Genomic DNA, 22,037 nt, shown 5'->3' on the forward strand with positions numbered 1-22,037 from the left:
TGCATCATAAAGCAAGTTTTCATATGCAGTAATGAACTGATACTGATTATACATTGCCTGCTTAAGGCTAGAGGTCATCGACTTTGCCGCCTTGGGATAGTACGGATTTCCAAGCAGGGATACATCGTTGAAGTTTTCTCCGCTGTTTGCTGTTGTAGACATTCCGCTGCCCATCTCAATGTGCATCGCACCACTTGCTGCAATTGCCGCGTTGGTCAAGCGGACAGAATTTTCGTCATACACGCCAAGAGTAACTGTCTGAAGGCGAATGTCTCCACCCTTATCATCAGCATCTTGCTGGATCGTCAACGTATGCGTTCCCTTTGTCAGATACAGATTTTTAGGTGCAGTAAAAGATGCATCATAAGAATAATAATACCAGTCCGGCTCTGCGGGGATAACACCGTTTCTTGTAGCATCAAAGTATGCGGTCATGTATTTTGTACCATCAAGGTAGATGCTTTTACTTGCTTGCGTATCCGTTCCATTCGCGGCCAAGAAAACGAGAGAATAGTTGCCATCTTCGGGAGCTTCAATCGTTATTTCTGCACGGTCTCCAACCTCATCGAAACCTGTAATGTAGGTGACACCGTTCTCGCTGTTTATATGAACACCGGTCAGCTGCGCGTTGCTATAAGAATAAGTAGTGCCATTGATGTCATACTGGTTCATATATGCAGCCAGCACAATAGCCTTGCCGCCGTCCTGCATCTTCTGCCAGTTAATAAAGTCATTTACTTTTTTATAGCTATCGCTGTTGCCCCACAGCTCACTAAACGCAAAATCAGTATTTGCCGTAGAGATAATACTATTTGACGAGAAGTAGTCTTCCGAGCCACCATTAACAGCGTTCATTGTAACAATATTCTTTGCGCTGTTGTTTTCTGTGAGCTGACGCTTGATTGCATTTGTAAACGGTGCAAAAGATTCGCCCAAATTCACATAATTGCCATCGTAATCATAATATTGTGCATCCCTGCCCCAGAAATCACCCATCTGATCAATCTGAATCCCATCGAAGTCCAAAGTATTTATGGCACCTTTATATTGGTTTGCCATAAAATTTTGCCAATCCGTATTTAAGGGATTAAACGTCATGAGCAGCGGCGCGGGCTTTCCTTCCAACGGGAATAGATACTGATCAATTCCAGAAATTGTGCTGTTGTCAGAAGGATTGTAATCGATATTATGATTCGTTTGGCTGGAATACAGCCCCCACTTCGGATCTACACCATTTTCTGTGTATCCTTCACGTGCCATATAAGACATCTGGTAAGCCATTGCCTTTTGATTATAGGCGTGACCGGCATCAATGCGCTGCTGAATCGTCTGCCTTGAGAGGGTATGTCCAAACATATCGACCCACTCATCTCCCTCATCCGGAAGAATCTTTTCATGCCGATACATCCAGTCATAATATTGAACGATATTGACATGGTAGACCTGTGCGAGTTCTTTCATCATCGCATCGCTTTCAGCGGAAGTCTCACCGGGCATAAAATCGACACTGTATCCATAGCGGGGATAAGTTGTCACATCACTGGACACATCAATTGCCGTCACGATTTGTTTTCCATCAATCGTAATTGACACTAAATATCCCTGATGATCCGTTGTCGGCGGAGTCCAGCTGATCGGAACTGTCGTTTTTCCGCCGTTTGCGGTAAACGTCACATCATTTTCCCAAACAGTCTCATTTAGATGAGTAATTTGGATATGCGCCGTCTTCGTTCCAGTCGCGCCATCAACATCAACGTAAATCGTTGCCGCCTCCCCCGGCGCATAGGTGGCTTTATCAACATATGCCTTTGTGATGGTTGTTGCGTTGGCATCATCGGCAAACGCTGTTGCAGGGAATGTACCCAGTGCAACGCAAAGAGAAAGTGCAATGGAAGACATCTTTATAAAATGATGCTTTTTCATATTGTTTCCTTTCTTGTGTCGATCCAAATGGTTGTCCAATAGTTCAGGCTTGGTACAGTAAAGTCAATAAATTTTCCGGTTTTTGTTGCTCTTTCTGTAAACGAAAGCTCTATTGCGTCCATGTTTTCCCCGTCGGGAGTGCTGAAGCAAATCTTTTCAATCGGGGTATCAACCTGCACGGTAAACTTTATATCCTTTTGGATGTTTGGTTCTTCTTTACCCTCGTTCCAGTAATCCTCGCTTTGGCCGCACAGGTTGAGTAAATAGATGCACTTGCGATAATCTTTTTCACGGAGAATCATCCAGATTTTCCCTGCTTCACCGTAGGAACTCACCTTATGGCTGGTGCATTGATACTCATAGTTATCCCACCCGGTATGGGTCATCGTCACGTCCTGCAATTCGGGATCAAAGAACAAATTTTCATACCGAATCATATAGTCGTAGTATCGTCTGATGGCTTCGGCTTCGGAATCGCTGAACTTTGTATAATCGCTGTAATACCCCTGTGTCAGAGCCGTTTGGTTTTCGCCGGTCAAAAGATGTGTGGCACCATTTGAGACAATGCTTCCCATCAGTAGCTTGGCAGCGGGGAGAGCTTTTTCACGTTTTCCTTCTCGGAACGGTTTCAGATAGGCTGCCAAAATGATACTTTTGTCATCTTTGGCATAAGTTCTTGCGTTCCGGATAAGCTGCGCGATGCTTGCATACCGGTCGTAAGGAGGCCACACCTCAATATAGACAGCATCTTGCTTTCTATCTGCGGTTCTCTGGACAGGCCATGCTCCGACATTGTTAAAAATCAAATAAGGTTCTTCCTCACCATGTACATTTTCGCGCGTTTCATCAATGAGAGTGGGAAGTTCGTTTTCCAATTTGATTTTCTTCGGGATTGCATCCAAATGAGAATATGCCGTTTTGGGAAATCCATAGGTGTCCATGTGGATGCCGGAAAATCCCATCATGCTAATTGCACTTTGGTATTCTTCAAAAAGATGTTTCCTCCAAGGCGAGCCCTCCGCAATATTCATGATATAGAACACATCAATAAATACAAACGGTTCCTGACAGGAATTGTAAAACGCCCATGTCGGATGCTTTTCAAAAAATGGTTTGCTGGCAGCGTACACAGCACCGTATGCGGTTGGGTGCATCCCCAGCGCTTTTGCCTTTGCGATTTTTGCTTTAACTGTACTGCCGGAGATTTCCTTGCCCATCATATCATGGTAATCTTCTTGCGGAGCCACAAGAGAATCGTGGCGGTAAGACCAGTCATAGAATTGTACCAGATTGATGTGGCATTTTAACAGCCATTCCAATGCACCATTGTCTCGGTCTTTTTCCGTGAAGTCGCTTAAGAATCCATACCGTAAAAGTTTTCTAGGAGATTCTGCAACATCAAAGGCGGTCTGCAAAATTGGTTTTTCCAAATCATTCTGCTGATAAACATTTACGCCATATCCTGCAAAAGTAGCAGAGAAAGCGCCTATGGATACCGTTGTTTTGTTCTCGGTCAATACAATGTTTTGCTCCCATACCGTTTTGGAGAGGAGCAGTACCCGGATATGGACAGAGATGGGCAGTACATCATCACAGATAAGGCAAAGGGTTACAGTTTCATTTGTACTAAACTGTGCTTTTGACGGATAAATGTCCATTCTATAACTCCTTACCCCTTAATCGCACCTTCCGTAAGACCCTTCATCAGGCTCTTCTGGAAAATAAGGAAAATCACAACGACCGGCACAATGGCAATGACCGCCGTAGCTGCCATCAGATTCCATTTAGCTCCTGCGAACTGCTGGAAATAGACAGACAATGCCTGCGGTACATTATGCTTTGCACTGCTTTGCAGGAAAAAGACCGCCTGCGAGTAGTTATTCCAGATGCCAAAGCCATTCAAGATAACAACCGCAGAAATAGAGGGCATCAGCAGCGGAAAAACAATACGCCAAAATGCCATAAAAGGCGTACAGCCATCAATAACGGCTGCTTCTTCAAGCTCTCTCGGCAAAGCACGGATAAAACCGGAGAACACAAAGACCGCCTGCGGCAATGCGAGTGTCGCACAAACACAAGCCATGCCCCATAAGGTATTTACCGCTTTGATCTTGATCATCAAAGTATAAAGCGGCACCGTATTGATAATGCCGGGAATCATCATGCAGCAAAGCATAATGTTGAACACCATACGGTTGAATTTGTTCGGGTATCTGGCAACAGCATAACCGGCCATTGCTCCAAGGAAAACAATCAGCAGCAATGCGGTCAAGGTAATGATACCAGAGTTGATCATAGCTCGGCCAATATTGGATTTAGCCCATCCCTCTGCATAGTTTCCGAAATAGAAATCCGGGATCAGAACATTGCCATCGTACATGTTGCTGCCGGGTTCGTTCAGAGACAAAATCAGCAGCACTACGAATGGGCAAAGACAGAGCAGACAAATCAGAATAATCGCCAAATAGCGCGGGAAAGTTGCTTTCGATTTCATTTTAGCCACCACCAGTTATCAATCTTTCGTGCGTGTCAGGCGCAACGAAATCAAAACAGGAATCAGAACGATCAAGAACATAATCATAGCAACTGCCGTAGAATAGCCTGTTTTGCTGCCGTAGCACATACGCATAATGTAAATACTTAATGTTTCCGTCTGATAACCGGGACCGCCACTCGTCAGCGACATTACAATGTCGAACACGGAGAGCGAACCGATGATGTTGGTAACCACATTGATACGAATGGAAGGAACCAGCAGCGGCAACGTAATAAAACGGAAGCTCTGCCAGCCAGTAGCACCATCAATCATTGCTGCATCGTACAAATCCTGCGAGATGTTCTGCAAGCCTGCCAAATAGATAATCATCGTCATGCCAGCATACTGCCAAACATTCACGAGAACAAGCACAACGATTTCTGAAGTATAGCTGCTCATCCAGTTGGGGAACCATTCGGGATGCCCCATCTGATTCAGCAAATTGAAAATAACGCCGCGCCCCGGCTGGAGAAGCAGATACCAGATATAACCCATAATCAGGGGGCTGATGATAGCGGGCATATAGATGCAGGCTCTTGCAACAGATTTTCCTTTGAACTTACTGTTCATCAGAAGAGCATACAGCAAGCCGACAATGTTAAGTAGCGGCGCACTGCCTAACGCGAACAGAACGGTCGTCTTTATATCCGAAATAGCACGGCTGTCCTTGAAAAAGTCAACAAAGTTTTTCAGACCTATAAATTCAGCTTGCCCGTAGCCATTCCAGTTTGTCAGGCTCATGCCAATGCCTTTTGTCAACGGATAAATAAAGAAAAGGCAATACAAAGCAAAAGCGGGCACAGCCATAAATGTATGTAGACCGATTTTTCTATTTTTCATGTAATACACCTGCATTTACAAGTAAGAGGCGCACCGTGAATTATGCGGTGCGCCTCTGCTTGTATGTCACCTATTGAGATTTGATACGCACGACTTAGAAGGAGAAAAGAGTCGTTTTAAGATGCCATACCATCCGTCCAGGCTTTCTCATAAGCCTCGGCAAACTCGGTAGGAGTATACTGGCCAGCCAACAGTTCCTGCACCATACGGCCTGCATCGTCACCAGAGAAACCGGCGGGCTTCTCATTGGTGAAGCCGATATTGGCAGCGCTCTTCAGGGCAGCATTGACTTCCTTCACGACGTTTTCAGGTGCCCACTCAGCATCAACATCGGTAAATGCGCTGGGAGCCTTGGCAACTTCGCTGTACTTCTTCTGATTTTCAGGGCTAAACAGGAAGTTCAGGAACTCGATGCACTCTTCTTTGTGCTCGGTCGTTGCAGAAATGCAGTAGCCGGAATCTTCAGCGCTCAGAACAACAGGCTTGGAGTTGGGCATATAAGCGGGATACGGTGCGAAACCGATCTTATCTGCCATATCGGGGTTGGCTTCGAGAACGCTGGACAGCGCCCACATACCATTGCTGAACATGGCGGCCTTGCCGTTTGCGAAGTCCTGTACGCAGTTGTCGTTCGTGGCAGTCAGCACGTCAGCGTTGATGAGACCCTTATTCTGGAGATCGACCAGATCCTCACCAAAAACAGCCATCGGACCATCTGCTGCTGCAAACTGGAGCTTGTCCTGATCGTTGGCCAAGAAAGCCTTCTTAGCGTCAACAGCGCCCAGCGTGGACTTGATGTAACCATGAGGCAGGAACTCAATCAGGTGGCCAAGGTGCCAAGCCTCACTACCGAAGATGAACCACGGAGTAACATCAGGTTCTTTCTCCTTGATGGTCTCCAGCATGGTTTCAAAGTCTGCCCATTCGGTCGGGAACTCGGTATAACCAGCTTCGCTCAAAATATCCTTGTTGTAGAAGAAACCGGCCATCGTCATGTTCGTGCAGATACGATAGACATTGCCAGAGCTTACATCCGTGCAAGCGGCCTTCATATCCGGGGACATACGATCCCAGAACTCGTTCAAGTCCGAGATGTCCATGTACTTGCCTTCATCGACAAAGCCCTGTTCGTAGGTGGTCATAATGTCAGGTACTTCGTTGGAGGCGAATTTGATCTTGATGACGTTGCTGGCATCTTTCTGATATTCTTGCTCAACAACGATATGATCCTGAGAAGCGTTGAACTCATCGATGATTTCGTTCATCACATCGATAGTTTCGATTTTGCCGGTAAAGAGCTTGATATTTACTTTTTCACCGGAGGTTTCGGTGCTTTCTGCCGTAGAGGTGCTTTCAGCTGGGGTAGAATCTGCACTGCTGGATGCCGTGCTGCTGGCTGCGCCGCCGCAACCGGCCAACGTGCCGCCGAGCATTGCCACTGCCATCGTCATTGCAGCGAACTTACGAAGTTTCATAGTATTCTTCCTTCCTTATGTGATTTGAATTTCAAATTGATCGGTTTGAAATTCGGAAAATCATTTGGAAGCGCGCCTTCCTTATGTCTCTATTGTACCACAGTCGTAATTGTAATAAATACCCAAAATTTTAGATAAAGGTTTCTCTTTTTTGGGAATTTGGCTTTTCCCATTGCACATTATGTCCTCATGAGTTTATAATTATTATGGAAGGAGGGTGCCGAAATTGACCCCTTACAAATCGAAAAAATCTTTTAAGACCCGGTTGGTCATTGCCATCAGTATTGTAAACCTTGCCGTCATTTTGGCGATTACTTACCTTACCTACCGTTGGAATGCACAACAATTACAAGAACAGACGATTGCCCAAACCCAACAAACAATAGAGCAGGCCGGAACCAACGTCAGTACTTATATGGACGAGTTGTATCGCCTTACGCTCACCCCTTATTATAATGATGAAGTTCTTTCTCAACTAGAGTATTCACCAACGAATTCCCGCGACAAACTAAATTCTAAGCGCATCGTAGAAGGATTTCTTTCCTCGGTTATGACTCTTCCGCGAAGTGAAATTCTTCGTGTATACATAGCAAACGATGATTCGCTTTACAGCTATACGCGCACCCCGAACGACATGCCAGACCTTGCCACTTATGCTGAAAGCTCTTGGTATAACGAAGCAAAAGAAACCACCAAACCTTTGTTTATTGAGCCGCACATGGAAAGAGTGTACGGTGAAAAGCCAACCACCGTATTTTCAGTCGTTCGCCAGCTCAGAAGCAAAAACGATAACAGCAAAACCATCGGCGTTGTAAAAGTCGATGCGGATTATTCCGGTATCAGTAAAATTTGCAATAAAATCAATCTAAATGCAGGAGGTCTGCTTTTAATTGTAAACTCGCAGAATCAGGTGTTGTATCGCTCTGCGCCTATTCCCAGCGGTTTGGAAGACGCAATGGCCGAGGGAAATAAAATCGGGCAATCCGGAACCATTACACTGAATGGCCAAAAATATCTGGTAAATGTGCTGTCGCTCTCCAATTACAGCATTAACATTGTGGCGTTGCACTCTTACCGCACATTGATGGCTCCGCTGCGCTCCAATCTTATGAAGAGCATTGCACTGGCGATATTCTGCATCATGCTTGCTGATATTGGCTTCTACATCATCATTCAGAAATTCACACAGCAGCTGTTTGAGATTGTTGCCCTCATGCACCATGTTGAGGACGGCGATTTAACCGTAAAAGCTCATGTCACAACAAACGACGAAATCGGCTACTTGGCTGAATCCTTCAACCAAATGACAGAGGCATTGCAAAATGTCATTGATCGAAATGCACAATTGGCAAAAGAAATCTATCAGGCGCAATATCTAGCAAAAGAAGCGCAGTACAATTCTTTGTGCAGCCAAATTCGTCCGCATTTCTTGTATAACACCCTGAACACAATTAGCCTCCTCATCAAATGTGAAGAATATGATACTGCAATTAGAGCCATCGAGTCCTTTTCTGCATTTTTAGGCGGCGTTATGAATGTTTCCAAGGACATTTCGTTGCAAAAGGAGCTTGACATTTGCCAAGCGTACTTAAAACTCGTACAACTACGCTATCAGGATCGATTGCAATATGACATTTCTGTTCCTGCCGAACTATATAGCGAACAAATCCCATCACTTACCATACAGCCCTTGATTGAAAACGCAATCAAATACGCCTGCGAACAAAATCGCGGGCAAACTGTAATCCACATCGTTTCCTGTGTAAGTCAGGACCGTTACTCTATCCAAGTATCTGATAACGGTCCTGGCATTAAGCCGGAGACGCTGGAGTCTTTGCAGCAACGTATCAGTACCCCCAGCCACGATGAAGCTGAACCGGCTCATGTAGGCAACATCGGCTTAGTCAATATTGCCAAACGGCTGCGGTTAAAATATGGAAACTCTGCCTCGCTGGACATTCTTTCCTCTGACAGTGGTACAACTGTCTCTATCAGCCTTCCCTTTACAAAGAATGAGGTAACTCAATGAACCATATCCTTGTTGTTGATGACGAGCCACTCATGCGAACGTGGCTTTCAAAAAGTATCCCCAAACATTCAACGTGCTTTGACGTTCCTAACACAGCGCAGGATGGAATCGAAGCAATCGAATATTTGAAACAGGCTGCTTACGATGTTGTGATCACAGACATTAAGATGCCCGGCATGGACGGGTTAAACCTTGCGAAGTTCATCCAAGAAAATTATCCTGACACCGTTGTCATCATCATTTCTGGTTTCAACGATTTTGCTTATGCCAGAAAAGCTATCCAGTATGGCGTAAAGGATTATCTTTTGAAGCCATTGGTTGATGATGATCTCATCAAACTGCTGAACGACATCAGCAAGCGCCTGCAAAAACATACGCCCACACTGCTCGCCAATCCCACCGAGGAAGAACGCGCCAACCCTCGCGCAATGCTGTTCCGTGCCATACTGGAGGATGACAGCGACGGAATCTATCAGGGTTATAAAGTCTTTTCCAGCACGGACACCGATCCTATGCTTCCGTATGCTTGTGTCATACAAGCGGCATTGCTACCTATTGCCCGCGACAATGCCGTTCTTCCTACGGAGGCACACTCTCGCAATTATCGTCAGAATCTCGCGGCTGTTTCTTTGTGTAAAAAATACAACTGGACACCTTTCTTCGGGAATAATGGTGACACTTATATTGTGGCTGAAGGCGAGACCAAAGCAGCTCTTATTGCAAATCTCCATGAATTTCAGAGTGACTTTTCGGCATCGTTCCGCTTTGCGCAGGATGTAAATTTATTTGCCGGACGCATAGTGGATGACAGTATGGATTTATCCTATTCCCTTGCAAGTATTGCCGGTTTGCGCTCGTTGCCGCTGTTCACATCGAACGAGCTACATTCTTACGCCCTACTAAGCGAATATCAGCAGCAGATCATCGAATTTGAAAAGGCAAATAAAAAGGTGCTTTCTGATTTTGCTGCTTCCCAAGAAACAACTCTGCGTACAGATATTGACCAGTTGTGCAGTCTGGTTCCGCACAAGAATTCCGCAGCACTTTGGGAAATGGGCTGTTATATGATTCAGAGCATTACTGACTGTTTTCTTATTGAGGATACACTTTTGACATCCGCTTGGAAAGAACTGACGGATTTTTGTACTTCTTGTGCTGGTGGCGTTTCTGATGCCAACTTCTCTCACGCTGTATATCAGTGTGTTTTTTGCCTTTTGGGAAAAGAGCAGACAATTACGCAGGATACGATGCCCGTCATAAAAATGGCAAAAGAGTATATTAACCAGCACTTCTGTGAAAGTATCTCCTTGTCCGAAGTGGCTGATTACTGCAACGTAAACAGCAGCTATTTAAGTAATCTTTTCCATAAGCAGCTAGGAATCTCGTATAGCAAATACCTTATGCAGATTCGCATGGAACGTGCAGCCGCTTACCTGAAGGATTCACCCGAAACCAAAATATACGAAATCGGCGAAAAACTAGGATTTGTATCCACAAAACATTTTATTTCCGTTTTCAAAAAATACTATGGTGTATCGCCAACCACCTATCAGAAAGAACAATACGGAAACTAATCGCTGCTTGTCTCGGTAATTGGTTACACCCCACTATTTTTATACGCGGTAATGATTCCCCGTCATTTCAAAACTTGTTAGCTTTCTCGTTCTTTGCTCTTTTCAGAGTGGTTTGTGGCACCAACGATTGTCGCAACATATCCGCAGTATTCGCCACATTTTTGAGAGTAATATATAGCCTTACTGTATCCCGTTTGATGGGATTTTCTTCAAGTAGAGCTTCCATCGTTTCCTGCAATTCGTCCAGTTTCCGTATGATACGCCTGTAATCTGCTGGCGGATATTCAGCGGGGATTGTGTCCGCAATCAAGCAGCGGATGTATTGTTCTCTGGACATACCTGTTTTTGCAACACGGCAGTTCAGTACAGCCAGTTCTTCCTCCGGAATGCGAACTTTTATATCCTTATATCGAGTCTTATCTGTTGCCACTGCCATGTCCTCCGCTATGTACGGTATGGTCATCACCGTATATGACAAACTTATCCAAATCCCGCAGGAAATGCTCAATCAGGTAGACGAACATATCTTCATCATCGGGGAAGCCGTACTTGGCACATAGCTTTGCCATTTTCCCGGAAAAGCACGTAACAAGCCAGATTTTGTCCTCACGATTATGTGCCTTTGCACCTCGCAGATGTTCTTCAAAACTCTTCACCATTGTGTTACTCCTTCAGCGCCTTCATCTTTTGAGCCAGCTTTTTTCGCTTTTCATAGACATTAGTATGCCCGCAACCAAAGTGTTCCTGAATTTCTTTGTAATTCATTTTCAGAAAGCACAGAAGCCATTCCTTTTCTTTTGGTGAAAGCCGCTGTACTTCCTGTTGAAGAGCTAGTTCAACTTCAACTTTCTGAAGCATTTGTTCGGCATTAATATCTGTCAAATGCTGCGGAGCCTGATCCAAGGAAATCGCAATAACTTTTGGTCAATTCTTGGCAGCATAGCGGATTGCGTGCCATTCCATTCGGCGGGTTATATAGCTCGTAAACTGTCCTTTCACGGTGCTTTCCTCATTCAGTTCATCGGGGCTGAATTGCTCAAATAATTCTTCGAACTCACGTTGGATCATTACACATCCTCCCAATTTTTTGTTGAAAACCAAAAAATTGGGAGGCGCTCGCGGAATGGCATCACCCGTATAATGCTCAACAAATGACAAAGGACCAGAAACACTGAGCACGATCGCCACTCTCCCTTCAAAAGGTAAGAGAACACGCCGATCGAATTTTTCCGGTCCTTTTTCGTTTTAATGTTTATAATCTATTTTAGCTATACAGTTTGGTATAGTTTAGCATCAACCAAAAATGCTCCCCGCACGGCACGACGCTCTTTTCATCGCGTTATGCCATGCAGGGAGCATTTCTATTTTTTCACGATACCCACTATTAAATAAATTTCATATTTTGATTTTAGAAATTCAGCCGCTTTCTATGGAATCTTGCTTGTTTAAGAGTTGCGATAAAATTCAATGTTATCGACACAACTCCAATCACCAGCATTTCCCTCAGTATAGAATGCGATAGTGCATTTACCATTGGTCACATTGATATTCCCGATTTCAACCTGCGTCCAATAGGAATTGACAGGAATTTCGACACTCATTTCACTGCCACCAAAATCGGTCGCCAATATTTTGTTCTGCTTCTGACCACCGCCGGACTGAACCATTGCTTTCAAAGTGTATGTACCATTGGGCAAATTATAAATCGCCTGCCAAGTGTATGCATCATGGGCGTCCGCCGAATAATGGACAAGGTGGAAACGACCACTTGCTGCATTGCTGTTTTTCTCAAGGTAAGTAGCGGAAGGCGTGCCACCTTCGAAATTCCAACCAGTAGCAACAGGCACTGCACTACCATCATCTTCAAAGCTGCCATTGGTAACGAGGTTTCCATTCATCTGCGGAATACCATCGCTATATCCACCAACAAATGCAAGATCATCAACCGCGTAGTTGCCCTGCCAGTAGAAGCCGAGCTTGATTTTTGCAATTCTGGTTCGGTCAAAGCCCTTATCGCCAGCAATGGGAACCCAAATTCTGGTCCAGTTGTCATAGACCGTCTTTTCATGGCTCCACGAACTCACTTCCGTACCATTTTCGTCAACAAAGGTAACTTTTACCGTTGCAGATTTCGGATTCACCATATCCTTAACGGAGAATGTTAAATACTGATACGAAGATGCATCAATGGCTGCACCACTCTCAGAAGAAATAATCACACACTGTTTATCAGTGCCGGGATCACCGTTCTGAGTTGTCGTCAGCATAATGCCCTTGCTTCCACCAAGGTTCGCGGTGCTATCCGTAGTGGCAACCGAAGCCCCTTCACCAGCAGCAAAGTTATTATTGCTTTCAAGATTGTTGAACCAAATTGGGGAAGCCGCATTCCCGACCTGATTGCCATTCCACGTCATAGTTGCCATGGACTCCGGCAGAAGTGTATAGCGGAAGCTCTGCTCGCCCCACTGCACCTTTACCTCTTGTGCCTCGTTTACAAGGTTTGCCAGTACAAGCACCTTCGAACCATCGGGATTCTTAAAAGCCACAGTCTCAATGTTGTTGTCGAGGCTTGTAGAATCAATTCTCTGAGCACCCGGATCAACAAATTTGCTGATATGACCCAGCGTGTAATAATCAACATTGTAATCCCAGCTATTGGTATCGGTGTTGATCGTAATCAAACCACGGTTGGTAGAATCTTGATGCTGATTGACATCATAGTAGTAGTCAGGACCACCATTCTGATCAAGCGCAAGGTTCCAATAAATAATGGATTTGCTCCAGTTGCGGGTGATATTGACAACGGACGATGCCTGATTCAAGAATGCGGTATTCCACTTGGGGAATCCCCATTCACCGCCAGAGCCTTCCGTAAACCAAATGTCCTTTGTGGGATATTCTTTATGGACTACAGACATGACTTCTTCATCGCCCTCATACCAGTGCCATGCAGAGCCATCGGTCGCAGCCAGCGCATTCGCATCCTGATAATATTCGAGGGGATACGATCCGTCTTTGTAGTTGGTCGTAGTATAGCTATGATCCCAGCAGATAATTTTGGTGTCGAGACCGTTGCGATCAAACGTCGGGCGAAGATAATTTGCGACCAGATTCTGCGCTTCGGTATGCGACATGGGCAATGCAGGCCAGTCATAACTTGCGTGATCCGGCTCGTTATTCGGAGTTACGGCATAGATGTCGATGCCGCGAGACGCGTATTCCTGAATGAATTTGGTGATATAGTTGGCATACGCCTGATATTTGTCTGCCCGCAATGTACCCTTTTGATTCTGATACATTCCAAGGACAGAACCGTTTTCCTTCATCCAGCCCGGAGGACTCCAGCAAGACGCCATAACCGTGATTCGACCCGGCTCAACTGCCAGCGCGTCCTGTACGGTCGGCATGATTTCGATGAGTTCATGGGAAAAGTCCCAGTTGGGCAGACTGTCATCTTGCTCGTCGGGCGCAAAATTGTACGGCGCGACGCAGTGGTCGGAAGCACCAATCGTCTGCCGCAGCATACTCAGGCCGATGCCAGATTCTTTGTCAAACAGTGCTTGCATAGCAGCTGCTTTCGCAGAATCGTCCAGATTAGTCTGATAGAGATGCGCCGACGCTTCTGTAATGGAAGCACCGAAGCCGTCGACCGTCTGGTAGGTGTTATTCTCGTCGACAACAATCAAGTTGTTAGTCGATGCACTGTCTCCAGAGCCGAAATGGACAGGAGTTTGCTTTTCAAGCCCCTTCTCCATTCCACTATCGGTCGCATTGACCTTTGACACCCAAATATTGACTTCGGGCGAATCCGCATATACGCCCATAGGTGCCATAGTACTCGCCAGAACCGCACCGGCAAGAGCACCCGCAATAATTCGCTTTGACATAATTACTCCCTTCTACTTTGGTTTAATTCAGTACAATCGTTGTCATAGAGTTGGCCTCGATCTCACAGGCAACAAGGCTGCCCTTGACGCGCAGTGTGACCGACATACATTGTTCAGTTCGATTCAGCAACACCACTGCCAATGTACCATCGGGATTCACAAAGGATACTGTTTCCAGCTTATCCGTGTAGCAGGTTGCCGCAATCCGTTTTGCTCCCGGCAATACATAATGACTGAACTGTTCAATGTAGTAGTACGATAGTTTATACTCGACCTCCTTTGTATTGGTATTGCACATGATTGGCGCATCACAAAGATTAGAAACATGGTTGGGGCCACCCTTTTCATCCAGCACGATGTTCCAATCGAAGAACAGGTTCATCCCGGCGTTAAAATCTCCAATCATATCGTGTGCGTAAATCTGTGCGTTTTTCAGTTGATCTTTATCCCGAAGCGAATATTCAATACATCCTTCCGTAAAAATCAACCGTTTATCCGGATATTGCTCGCGTACAAGGCGTACGGCATCGAAGTGATCGCCGCTGTACCAGTGGAAGGCAAAACCGTCAATCATTGCATTGGTGCTGGTGGTAATACAAGTGCTTGCACAATCGAACAGGCGTTCCTTGTTGTGATCCCACATATTGATTTTGATTTTGCCCAACCCAGCTTCCTGCAAAGCCGGGTATAAGTGCTTTTCAAGGAATTCCCGTTCTTCCTCATGCGTGTAGCGGCAACTATCCCATGTCTGTGTGGCGTGGGGTTCATTCTGCACAGTCAGGAATTCCACTGTGATTCCATGGCTTTCGTATTCCTTAATATAACGGCAGATATAGTTTGCCCACGCATCGGCATACTCTGGCAGAAGTTTTCCGCCGTGGTTGCGGTCATTGTTGGTTTTCATAAACGCTGGCGGAGACCACGGCGTGAGCATTACACCGATTTTATGACCGACATACTGCTCTGCCAACTGGATATAGGGCAGAATGTATTTTTCGTCCCGTGCCAGCGAAAATGTCTTGAATTCTTTATCCTGCGGATCAGTTACCGCAGAATAATTTCCCAGCGAGAAATCGCAGCTGTCAAGATGAGTCCGAACAAAGTTGTACCGCAGCCCCTCCGCTCCAAAATATCCTTGCAGAATTTTTTCTACTGTTTCTTCCGGCATCTGTCGCAGCACAGAACCTGCGGCTTCGGTAATGGCACCACCAAAACCGTCAATCGTCTGATAGCGAATGTCTGGGTACAGATTCAGCAGCTGGACTTCTTGTGTGTCATCGTCTGCCACAACTTGCAACGGGGTAGTGATTTGGTTCGCAACACCGCCGTCAAATAATGTGGTATGTTTATTTGCAATCATAGGTGTTCCCCTTTACACAGTAATAATCATGCTGTTAAATGAGCGCGGTGCGAGCATAAAGCTCGTTACTTCACCTTCCAGTTCAATCGTCAGGCATTTTTCTTCATAGAACGGATTGAATGCTTCCACGGCATAGCTGCCATCCGGGTTACGGAAAATCAATGCATCTGCCGCCCAATGTCCAGCTGCACCCAGTCGCACGGCACCGCGTTGTACAGCATTAGAAAAATGCTTCATCACATAGAAATCCGGGTTTAAGGTGTAGTCACCATTTTGCACGGTAACCATTGCGTTCTGCGGGTCTCCCCACGTGCTGACGCCCCACGGTGCGAGAATCAGGTTCCAATACATATAGCTTTCTGCGCCGTTGCCAATGTAATGCTTCAGCATTGTCCACACATAGGTAGCATACTCCCACGTGTTGTCGCCAAAGCCGCATTCGTTTTCGGACTGCATAAGCCGCAATTCCGGCCACCAGCTCTCGAAAGTCCGCTGAATAGCGATTTTGCCACCCCATTGATAACTTACGCCTGTAATATACTGGCGCGCTTCATCGTCCTCCAGCACAGTATTGGCAAAGTAATCATAGTCCTCGGTGGCCCACTTATCGAAAATTAGACGATTATAGTCGCAACCGGGCGCATTGATTGTGCCGAGCCAGATTTCCGTATCAAGGCCGTCTTTCTTAAACGTAGGTCCGAGATAATCCCGGATGAATTCTTTCAACTCCGCACCGGTCCACATACAGGAAGGAAATTTCTGGTTCGCCACAGGCTCGTTTTGTACATGGATCTGGTCAATGGTAATACCTTCACGTTGGTATTCCTTTACAAATCTTGCAAAGTAGTCTGCATAGGCTTGCAGGTTCTTAGGCTCCCAAATCAGTTTGCCCCAGTTGTACACAGGAGGATTTTTCATCCATGTCGGCGGGCTCCACGGGGAGGCAAACAACTTCAAATCTGGTGCATACGTCTTTGCTTTTTGGATGTAGGGAATCAAGCGTTCCTTATCACGGTCAATAGAGAAATGCTCCAGGGCATAATCACCGGGCGTTTCATCAAGACTGTACCAATCCATCGCATAATCGTTTGCACCGATTGGCATACGGCAAAAGTTCAGCTTGCAGGCTTCGGCATCCGCAGCAAACAGTTCTTTCAGCAGACTGTCCTGCTTATTTTCTGGAAGAGTTTTGAGGGCTTCATAGCCTTGCTCATTAAAACATCCGCCAAAGCCAAACATTTTCTGGTATTCAACGCCATTTAAGCGAAGATTCGCTTTTCCTTTTGCGGAGATGGGTGTTCCCGTCTGCCAAACCGCTTCTGGGGTCGAATATCGCCATTGAATCTCTTTCATAAAGCGTACCTCTTATTTTTCAGAACCCACAGTCAAACCGTTAATGATGTATTTCGAGAAGAAGATATACACGATCACGATGGGAATAATTGAAATTGCAATCGCCAGATACATAGCTCCATAGTTAGTAAGGTAAAGTCCTTTGATCATGGCAATCATAACCGGCATTGTGTACTTTTTATCCGAGGTCAAAATAATCAGCGGCCCCATGTAGTTATTCCAGCAGGAAACGAAGTTGAAGATACACATTGTTGCAACACCGGGCATAATGCAGGGCAAAACAATGCGATTAAAAATCTTCCATTCGCCGCAGCCTTCCAGTCGTGCAGCTTCCATCATGGAAAGAGGGATACTCTGCTCAATGATGCCCCGAAGGAAGAATACCGCAGACGCATTTGCAATACCGGGCAAAATCAGGGACGTATAGGTATTTAGCATATTGAGTTTCAAATTCAGCTGATAAAAGCCGATAATGCTCAACTGACTGGGCAGCATCATGGAGGCCAGCACAATAGCAAATAGTGTTTTCTTGCCCTTAAAGTGGTACTTTGCGAAACCGAAAGCCGTCAATGCGCCGAAATAGCCCGTAAAGAAAGTAAACGGTACTGCTACACAAAGGCTGTTCAGGAATCCGCGCCAAATGTTGACGTGACTCTGCATCGTAGTGTAGTTTTCCAGCGTATTTTTTCCGGGTAGCAGATTCAGCTTGGTTACAATATCGAAGCTGGAATGGGTTGCATTCACAACAACCAGATAGAAAGGAACGATAGAAAGCAGCAACAAGGAAATCAGGAAAGCATAGATGATAACATTGGATATGATTTTCTGTGCTTTGTAAGAAGTCTGGCTTTTCTGATTTGTCACAGTATTAGTCATCGTAAGCACCCTCCTTACTCTGCATAGCGCGGAAAGCAAACACACTAAGAATTGCAATTACAAGGAACAAGCCAACCGACATTGTAGAGGCATATCCGTAATTAAAATTCTTGAAGCCCTGATTATAAAGGTACATGGATGTCGTCAGTACGGACTTGTTGGGATCACCGGTTCCGTTCGTTAATGTTGTAGGAACATCAAATAACTGCATACCGCCAATAATCGAAGTGATTGTCATATAAATCAAGGTCGGGCGAATCAACGGCAACGTGATTTTTGTGAAGGTCTGAGCTTTCGTTGCTCCATCGACCATCGCTGCATCATAAACAGAGCCTTCGATTGTCGTGATGCCTGCCATAACAATGACAGTCGTATAGCCGAACCACATCCACCATTGGATATAGGAAGTCATTCCAGATGTGAATGCACCACTATTAAAGAAAGAGAATGGTGCGCCCTTTACATGGAGTGCCTGCAAGATGTAGTTGGCAACCGACTTGTTTCCGTCGAACAGCAAGTTAAACAGCAAACCAACAGATGCTGCCGTAATCAGGTTGGGCAGATAGTACGCAGCACGGAAAAATTTCATTCCGCGAATACGGTTGAAGGTAAACAGCGCAGATAGCAGCAGTGCCGTCAGCATCTGGGGCACAAAGTTGAAAATCCAAATGCGAATCGTATTCCAGACGGAAAGATAGAACACATCATCCGTCAGCAGTCGAGCATAGTTTTTCCAGCCGAGTGGCGTCATCTTGGCTAACCCATCCCATTTTTGAAAGCTAAGGATAAAGGTATAGACGATGGGATATAGCCCAAAAACGGCAAACACAATAAAGAACGGAGCAATAAACAAATAGCCATACCGCCCTTTGTCTATACTGTTATGGAATTTCTTCTTGAACATACCTGCTTCCTCCCATAAGATAATGGGCGGCGGCCAAGCATATGCCGCCGCCCATCAGGTCAGCCATTATAAATTTTTATCAGATTAGTCAACCGTAAGCTCAGGATAGGCGTTCAGCGCATCCTTCTTGAACTGATCAATGGCTTCTTCCTTGCTCATCTCACCGGTAGCGTACAGCTTAGTATCAGAGAGGAAGAACGTGTTGAGCTGACCGTCATAGGCAGTCATCAGATCGGCAGGAATTTTTTCCATCTGCTCATTGTAGAACTGGTACAGGTTCTGACCGCCCAGAACTTCTTCGCCTTCTTCCGCAGCAAGAGCCTGATCCGCAGACTTCAGGGAAACATACTCGCCATATTCTTTTGCGTACGCCTGCTGTGCTTCACTGTTGCAGGTCACATACTGCATGAATGCCCATGCCAAATCCTTGTTGGGACTGTCCTTATAGATGCCGAGCCAAGTGCCGCCTTTCACATAAGGAACGGGACCTTGGCACAGACCCCACTGGCCTTTAGTCTTATCGGCTGCCGGTTTGACAACAAACTGATAGCCCCAAGTCGGCAAAACATAGCAGAACGTATCGTCACTTTCCACAGCGGCGCTCCATTCGGGGGCCCACGGATCGACGTTCAGGTCATAACCGTTATCGGAAATGGTCTTTGCCATATCCATGAATTCGAGCATCGAATCATCAATGATGAGCTTGTCATCAACGACCCACGGCTGCTCGCGGTTGGAGAACTGCATATTCATAATGTCCTGCCAACTGGCGAACATTTTAACGCCCTTCTCACTGAATTTCGCAGCCGCGTCCAGCATTGCTGCATTGCTGTTCAACTGCTGGGAAACCTCGTCAGGATCATCGGTGCCGAGAACTTCTTTTGCAAGGTCGCGGCGATACAGGATAGAGCCCGGAGATGCCTGCCAGCTCAGGGCGCGGACAGCACCGGAATCATCGGTGCCAACATTCAGAACATATTCCCAGATGTCATCTTTGTACTGCCCGACATTGTAGGGCTCCTGATTCAGGTCATCCCAGTAGCCAGAGTTGACAAGATATTTGACATAGTCCGACTCACCGGTAAAGATGTCTGGTGCGCCTTGCCCGCTTGCCAGCGTCGGAGTCAGTTTGGTAAGGAAATCGGCATTCGGAACAACGGTAATGTTGACGGTAACATCCGGGTACTCCTTATTGAAGCCCTCAACAAAACGCCCCAGTTCCTCACCAGACGACCAGACCTCCAGCGTACCACTGAGGTTGCCAGCAGTTTTCTCCGCAGCGGCTTCAGACGATGCTGCTGTAGATTCTGTCTTGGATTCAGCAGTGCTGGTAGCCGTAGAGGTGCTAGTGCTGCCACAGGCTGCAAGAGAGACTGCCATCACAGCTGCCATTGCGGATGCAACAAATTTTTTCATAATGTTCTCCTTTTCTATAATTTAATTCATGCGCACTCACGCATGTTAATCCAAAGAAATTGTGGAAACAGATTTTCCTTCTATCAAATCGGGCTTGACGAGCTTATTGATATGACCGCTTTTTCCGTCAAGTTCTTTCAAAAGCTGCTCTGCAAGCATTTCACCGATACGATAAACCGGCTGCTGCACGGTGGTCACGTGCGGGGTTGATAAAAGATTGTGTCCCAGCCCATCAAATCCTACCACGGAAATATCCTCAGGTACGCGCAGTCCTTTTTCCATGATGGCTTGGCATACGCCGATTGCCATTGTGTCAGTTGCGCAAAATATCGCCGTACAATCAGTCGTCTCCAACAAACTCAGTGCCGCATCGTGACCGCCCTGCACATTGTTTACCGCTTGAAGATATGCATTAGGCGGTGGTGCGAGTTTATGTTTTTCCAGTGCGCTACAGTAACCATTGTAACGATCTTCCGTGTAGTCCTTGTTTTCATCGACATTAATCATGGCTACCTTTCGGTGCCCTTGCCGAATCAGATACTCGGTAATACTCTCTGCACCTGCAAAGTTATCTACATCAATGCAACTTACTTTCGGCAAGTTGGTATGCCCAAACAGAACTACCGGACGATCTCGTTCACTGGCATAAGCATAAAACTCGTTGATTTCATCACGAAGTAAGCCTGTTACAATGTACCCATCGCAAAGATGTTCTTTCTTTTTATCTCGTAAAATCAGAAATGGATACATTCGTTTGCTAAGGGCATTACTGATACCAGCGATAAAGTGCATAACGAACGGGTTATTTAAATCAATATCGCTGGGAATGAATACATCAATCAGCCCGGTACGGTTTACGGCAAGACTTTTTGCTGCTGCATTAGGAACATATTTCAGTTCCGCCATTGCCAGCATAACTTTATCTTTCGTTTTTTCCTTTACCAGTTCCGGCGTATTGATCACGCGGGAGACCGTGATGCTGGAAACCCCTGCTCTTTGGGCAACATCCTTCAGTGTACTCATGTATCCCACCCCTCCAATGATAGGCCAAGAAATGTTAGCGCTATCATTTTTGCTGGTAATATATAGCGCTAACTTCTCTTGAAATGTTAGCGCTATCATTTACAACTATAGATTATCACAACGAGATACGCTTTTCAATAGGGCATCGTTGTTTTCTACATAATTTATATGATAAGTGAATCATTTTGTGGCATTTTGCCAATGACTTTTACTTTTCAAAAGAGACAACTCAACAATTAACTCTCATTCAAATAAATCCGCCTGAATTGTCGTTAGTGTTTTCCTCTCCTGACGGTAATCCTGTTCTTGCAAGTTGCTCTCTCTCAGCTGTTCATCAAGGTCATTGATTTTTCTTTCCAGCGATTGCGCAAGGTTGTTTACCTTATCAATTTCAACAGACTGGTCGATGCCCTCCTTTTCCAGTTTTGCCGCAGCGGTTCGGTATGCTTGAAGTTCCATGCTATGCTGATTGAAATACTCTGTTTTCTGATTTAAGGACTTAGCGACATACTCCATCCACACAGATTTGTAAGTCCTGCATATCTGCAAATGTTTTGCAGCGGCGGCATAGGCTGTTCTCTTCTGCTTCATTGCCGCAATTTCATTCGTAAGTTCAATCTGCTTTTTGCCAAAATCATAGATAACCTTATCATAGTCACCTGCGGTGCGGATTTGATTGTTTACCATACCTTGCAGCATTTTACCAAGAAATTTCGCATTTTCAATTCCGGCTTGGCGTTCTACCGCCGCTATTCTTCTTTTTAGATTCGGACTTTTAGATGTAGGATTTATAGAAATTCCCAGAATTTCAGAAAGGTGTACTCCTTGTATACTCAATCTT

Annotated in this window: 19 protein-coding genes; 2 read left to right on the forward strand and 17 right to left on the reverse strand. The window is 45.6% G+C overall.

Annotation, left to right across the window (positions count from 1 at the left end):
- The 5 genes from Q0526_RS09255 to Q0526_RS09275 form a co-directional block, all read right to left on the reverse strand.
- Positions 1-1,923, reverse strand: a 1,923-nt coding sequence (locus tag Q0526_RS09255) for a glycoside hydrolase family 66 protein (RefSeq protein WP_298732798.1), incomplete at its 3' end; no start/stop codon positions are given.
- Entirely contained in the window at positions 1,920-3,581 is a 1,662-nt protein-coding gene (locus tag Q0526_RS09260) for a glycoside hydrolase family 66 protein (RefSeq protein WP_298732801.1), read from the reverse strand. The genes Q0526_RS09260 and Q0526_RS09255, both read right to left, overlap by 4 nt.
- Positions 3,582-3,592: 11 nt before the next feature.
- Entirely contained in the window at positions 3,593-4,417 is an 825-nt protein-coding gene (locus tag Q0526_RS09265) for a carbohydrate ABC transporter permease (RefSeq protein ID WP_298732803.1), read from the reverse strand.
- Between the two features lie 18 nt (positions 4,418-4,435).
- Positions 4,436-5,299 carry a sugar ABC transporter permease gene (locus Q0526_RS09270; protein ID WP_288691311.1) on the reverse strand — a complete coding sequence of 288 codons (864 nt, stop codon included), beginning with the start codon at positions 5,297-5,299 and terminating at the stop codon, positions 4,436-4,438.
- Positions 5,300-5,415: 116 nt separating this feature from the next.
- Positions 5,416-6,774: an extracellular solute-binding protein gene (locus Q0526_RS09275; protein ID WP_298732806.1), complete on the reverse strand. Its 1,359-nt coding sequence runs from the start codon at positions 6,772-6,774 to the stop codon at positions 5,416-5,418.
- A 226-nt stretch (positions 6,775-7,000) separates the two neighbouring features.
- Between Q0526_RS09275 and Q0526_RS09280 the strand changes: the two genes are divergently transcribed.
- Together Q0526_RS09280 and Q0526_RS09285 are read left to right on the forward strand one after the other, a co-directional pair.
- Positions 7,001-8,803, forward strand: a complete 1,803-nt coding sequence (locus Q0526_RS09280; RefSeq protein ID WP_298732808.1) for a sensor histidine kinase — start codon at positions 7,001-7,003, stop codon at positions 8,801-8,803.
- The gene (locus tag Q0526_RS09285; protein WP_298732810.1) at positions 8,800-10,377 is read left to right on the forward strand and encodes a response regulator; all 1,578 of its coding nucleotides are present in this window, start codon (positions 8,800-8,802) and stop codon (positions 10,375-10,377) included. The genes Q0526_RS09280 and Q0526_RS09285 overlap by 4 nt, the downstream gene beginning before the upstream one ends.
- 67 nt (positions 10,378-10,444) lie before the next feature.
- Here Q0526_RS09285 and Q0526_RS09290 read toward each other — a convergent pair whose 3' ends face one another.
- The 12 genes from Q0526_RS09290 to Q0526_RS09345 form a co-directional block, all read right to left on the reverse strand.
- Positions 10,445-10,807 (reverse strand): ribbon-helix-helix protein, CopG family, encoded by a 363-nt coding sequence (locus Q0526_RS09290; protein ID WP_298732812.1) that lies wholly within the window; start codon positions 10,805-10,807, stop codon positions 10,445-10,447.
- On the reverse strand, positions 10,794-11,036 hold the full coding sequence (locus Q0526_RS09295; protein ID WP_298732814.1) for a hypothetical protein: 243 nt from the start codon (positions 11,034-11,036) through the stop codon (positions 10,794-10,796). The genes Q0526_RS09290 and Q0526_RS09295 overlap by 14 nt, the downstream gene beginning before the upstream one ends.
- Before the next feature lie 4 nt (positions 11,037-11,040).
- Positions 11,041-11,259 carry a hypothetical protein gene (locus Q0526_RS09300; RefSeq protein ID WP_298732816.1) on the reverse strand — a complete coding sequence of 73 codons (219 nt, stop codon included), beginning with the start codon at positions 11,257-11,259 and terminating at the stop codon, positions 11,041-11,043.
- Between the two features lie 42 nt (positions 11,260-11,301).
- Positions 11,302-11,445, reverse strand: a complete 144-nt coding sequence (locus Q0526_RS09305) for a hypothetical protein (protein ID WP_298732817.1) — start codon at positions 11,443-11,445, stop codon at positions 11,302-11,304.
- Positions 11,446-11,822: 377 nt separating this feature from the next.
- Positions 11,823-14,264 (reverse strand): glycoside hydrolase family 30 beta sandwich domain-containing protein, encoded by a 2,442-nt coding sequence (locus tag Q0526_RS09310; RefSeq protein ID WP_298732818.1) that lies wholly within the window; start codon positions 14,262-14,264, stop codon positions 11,823-11,825.
- 22 nt (positions 14,265-14,286) lie between these two features.
- Positions 14,287-15,624 carry a glycoside hydrolase family 30 beta sandwich domain-containing protein gene (locus Q0526_RS09315; protein WP_298732820.1) on the reverse strand — a complete coding sequence of 446 codons (1,338 nt, stop codon included), beginning with the start codon at positions 15,622-15,624 and terminating at the stop codon, positions 14,287-14,289.
- A gap of 12 nt (positions 15,625-15,636) precedes the next feature.
- The gene (locus Q0526_RS09320; protein ID WP_298732823.1) at positions 15,637-16,977 is read right to left on the reverse strand and encodes a glycosyl hydrolase; all 1,341 of its coding nucleotides are present in this window, start codon (positions 16,975-16,977) and stop codon (positions 15,637-15,639) included.
- Between the two features lie 12 nt (positions 16,978-16,989).
- The gene (locus tag Q0526_RS09325; protein WP_298732825.1) at positions 16,990-17,853 is read right to left on the reverse strand and encodes a carbohydrate ABC transporter permease; all 864 of its coding nucleotides are present in this window, start codon (positions 17,851-17,853) and stop codon (positions 16,990-16,992) included.
- Positions 17,846-18,757 carry a sugar ABC transporter permease gene (locus Q0526_RS09330; protein ID WP_298732827.1) on the reverse strand — a complete coding sequence of 304 codons (912 nt, stop codon included), beginning with the start codon at positions 18,755-18,757 and terminating at the stop codon, positions 17,846-17,848. Before Q0526_RS09330 ends, Q0526_RS09325 begins: the two co-directional genes overlap by 8 nt.
- Before the next feature lie 84 nt (positions 18,758-18,841).
- The gene (locus Q0526_RS09335; protein WP_298732829.1) at positions 18,842-20,173 is read right to left on the reverse strand and encodes an extracellular solute-binding protein; all 1,332 of its coding nucleotides are present in this window, start codon (positions 20,171-20,173) and stop codon (positions 18,842-18,844) included.
- A gap of 45 nt (positions 20,174-20,218) precedes the next feature.
- The gene (locus tag Q0526_RS09340; protein WP_298732831.1) at positions 20,219-21,196 is read right to left on the reverse strand and encodes a LacI family DNA-binding transcriptional regulator; all 978 of its coding nucleotides are present in this window, start codon (positions 21,194-21,196) and stop codon (positions 20,219-20,221) included.
- Between the two features lie 243 nt (positions 21,197-21,439).
- Positions 21,440-22,037 (reverse strand): hypothetical protein (locus tag Q0526_RS09345; RefSeq protein ID WP_298732833.1); only part of this gene is annotated, 598 nt, incomplete at its 5' end.

It is taken from the genome of uncultured Subdoligranulum sp. (assembly GCF_937890665.1).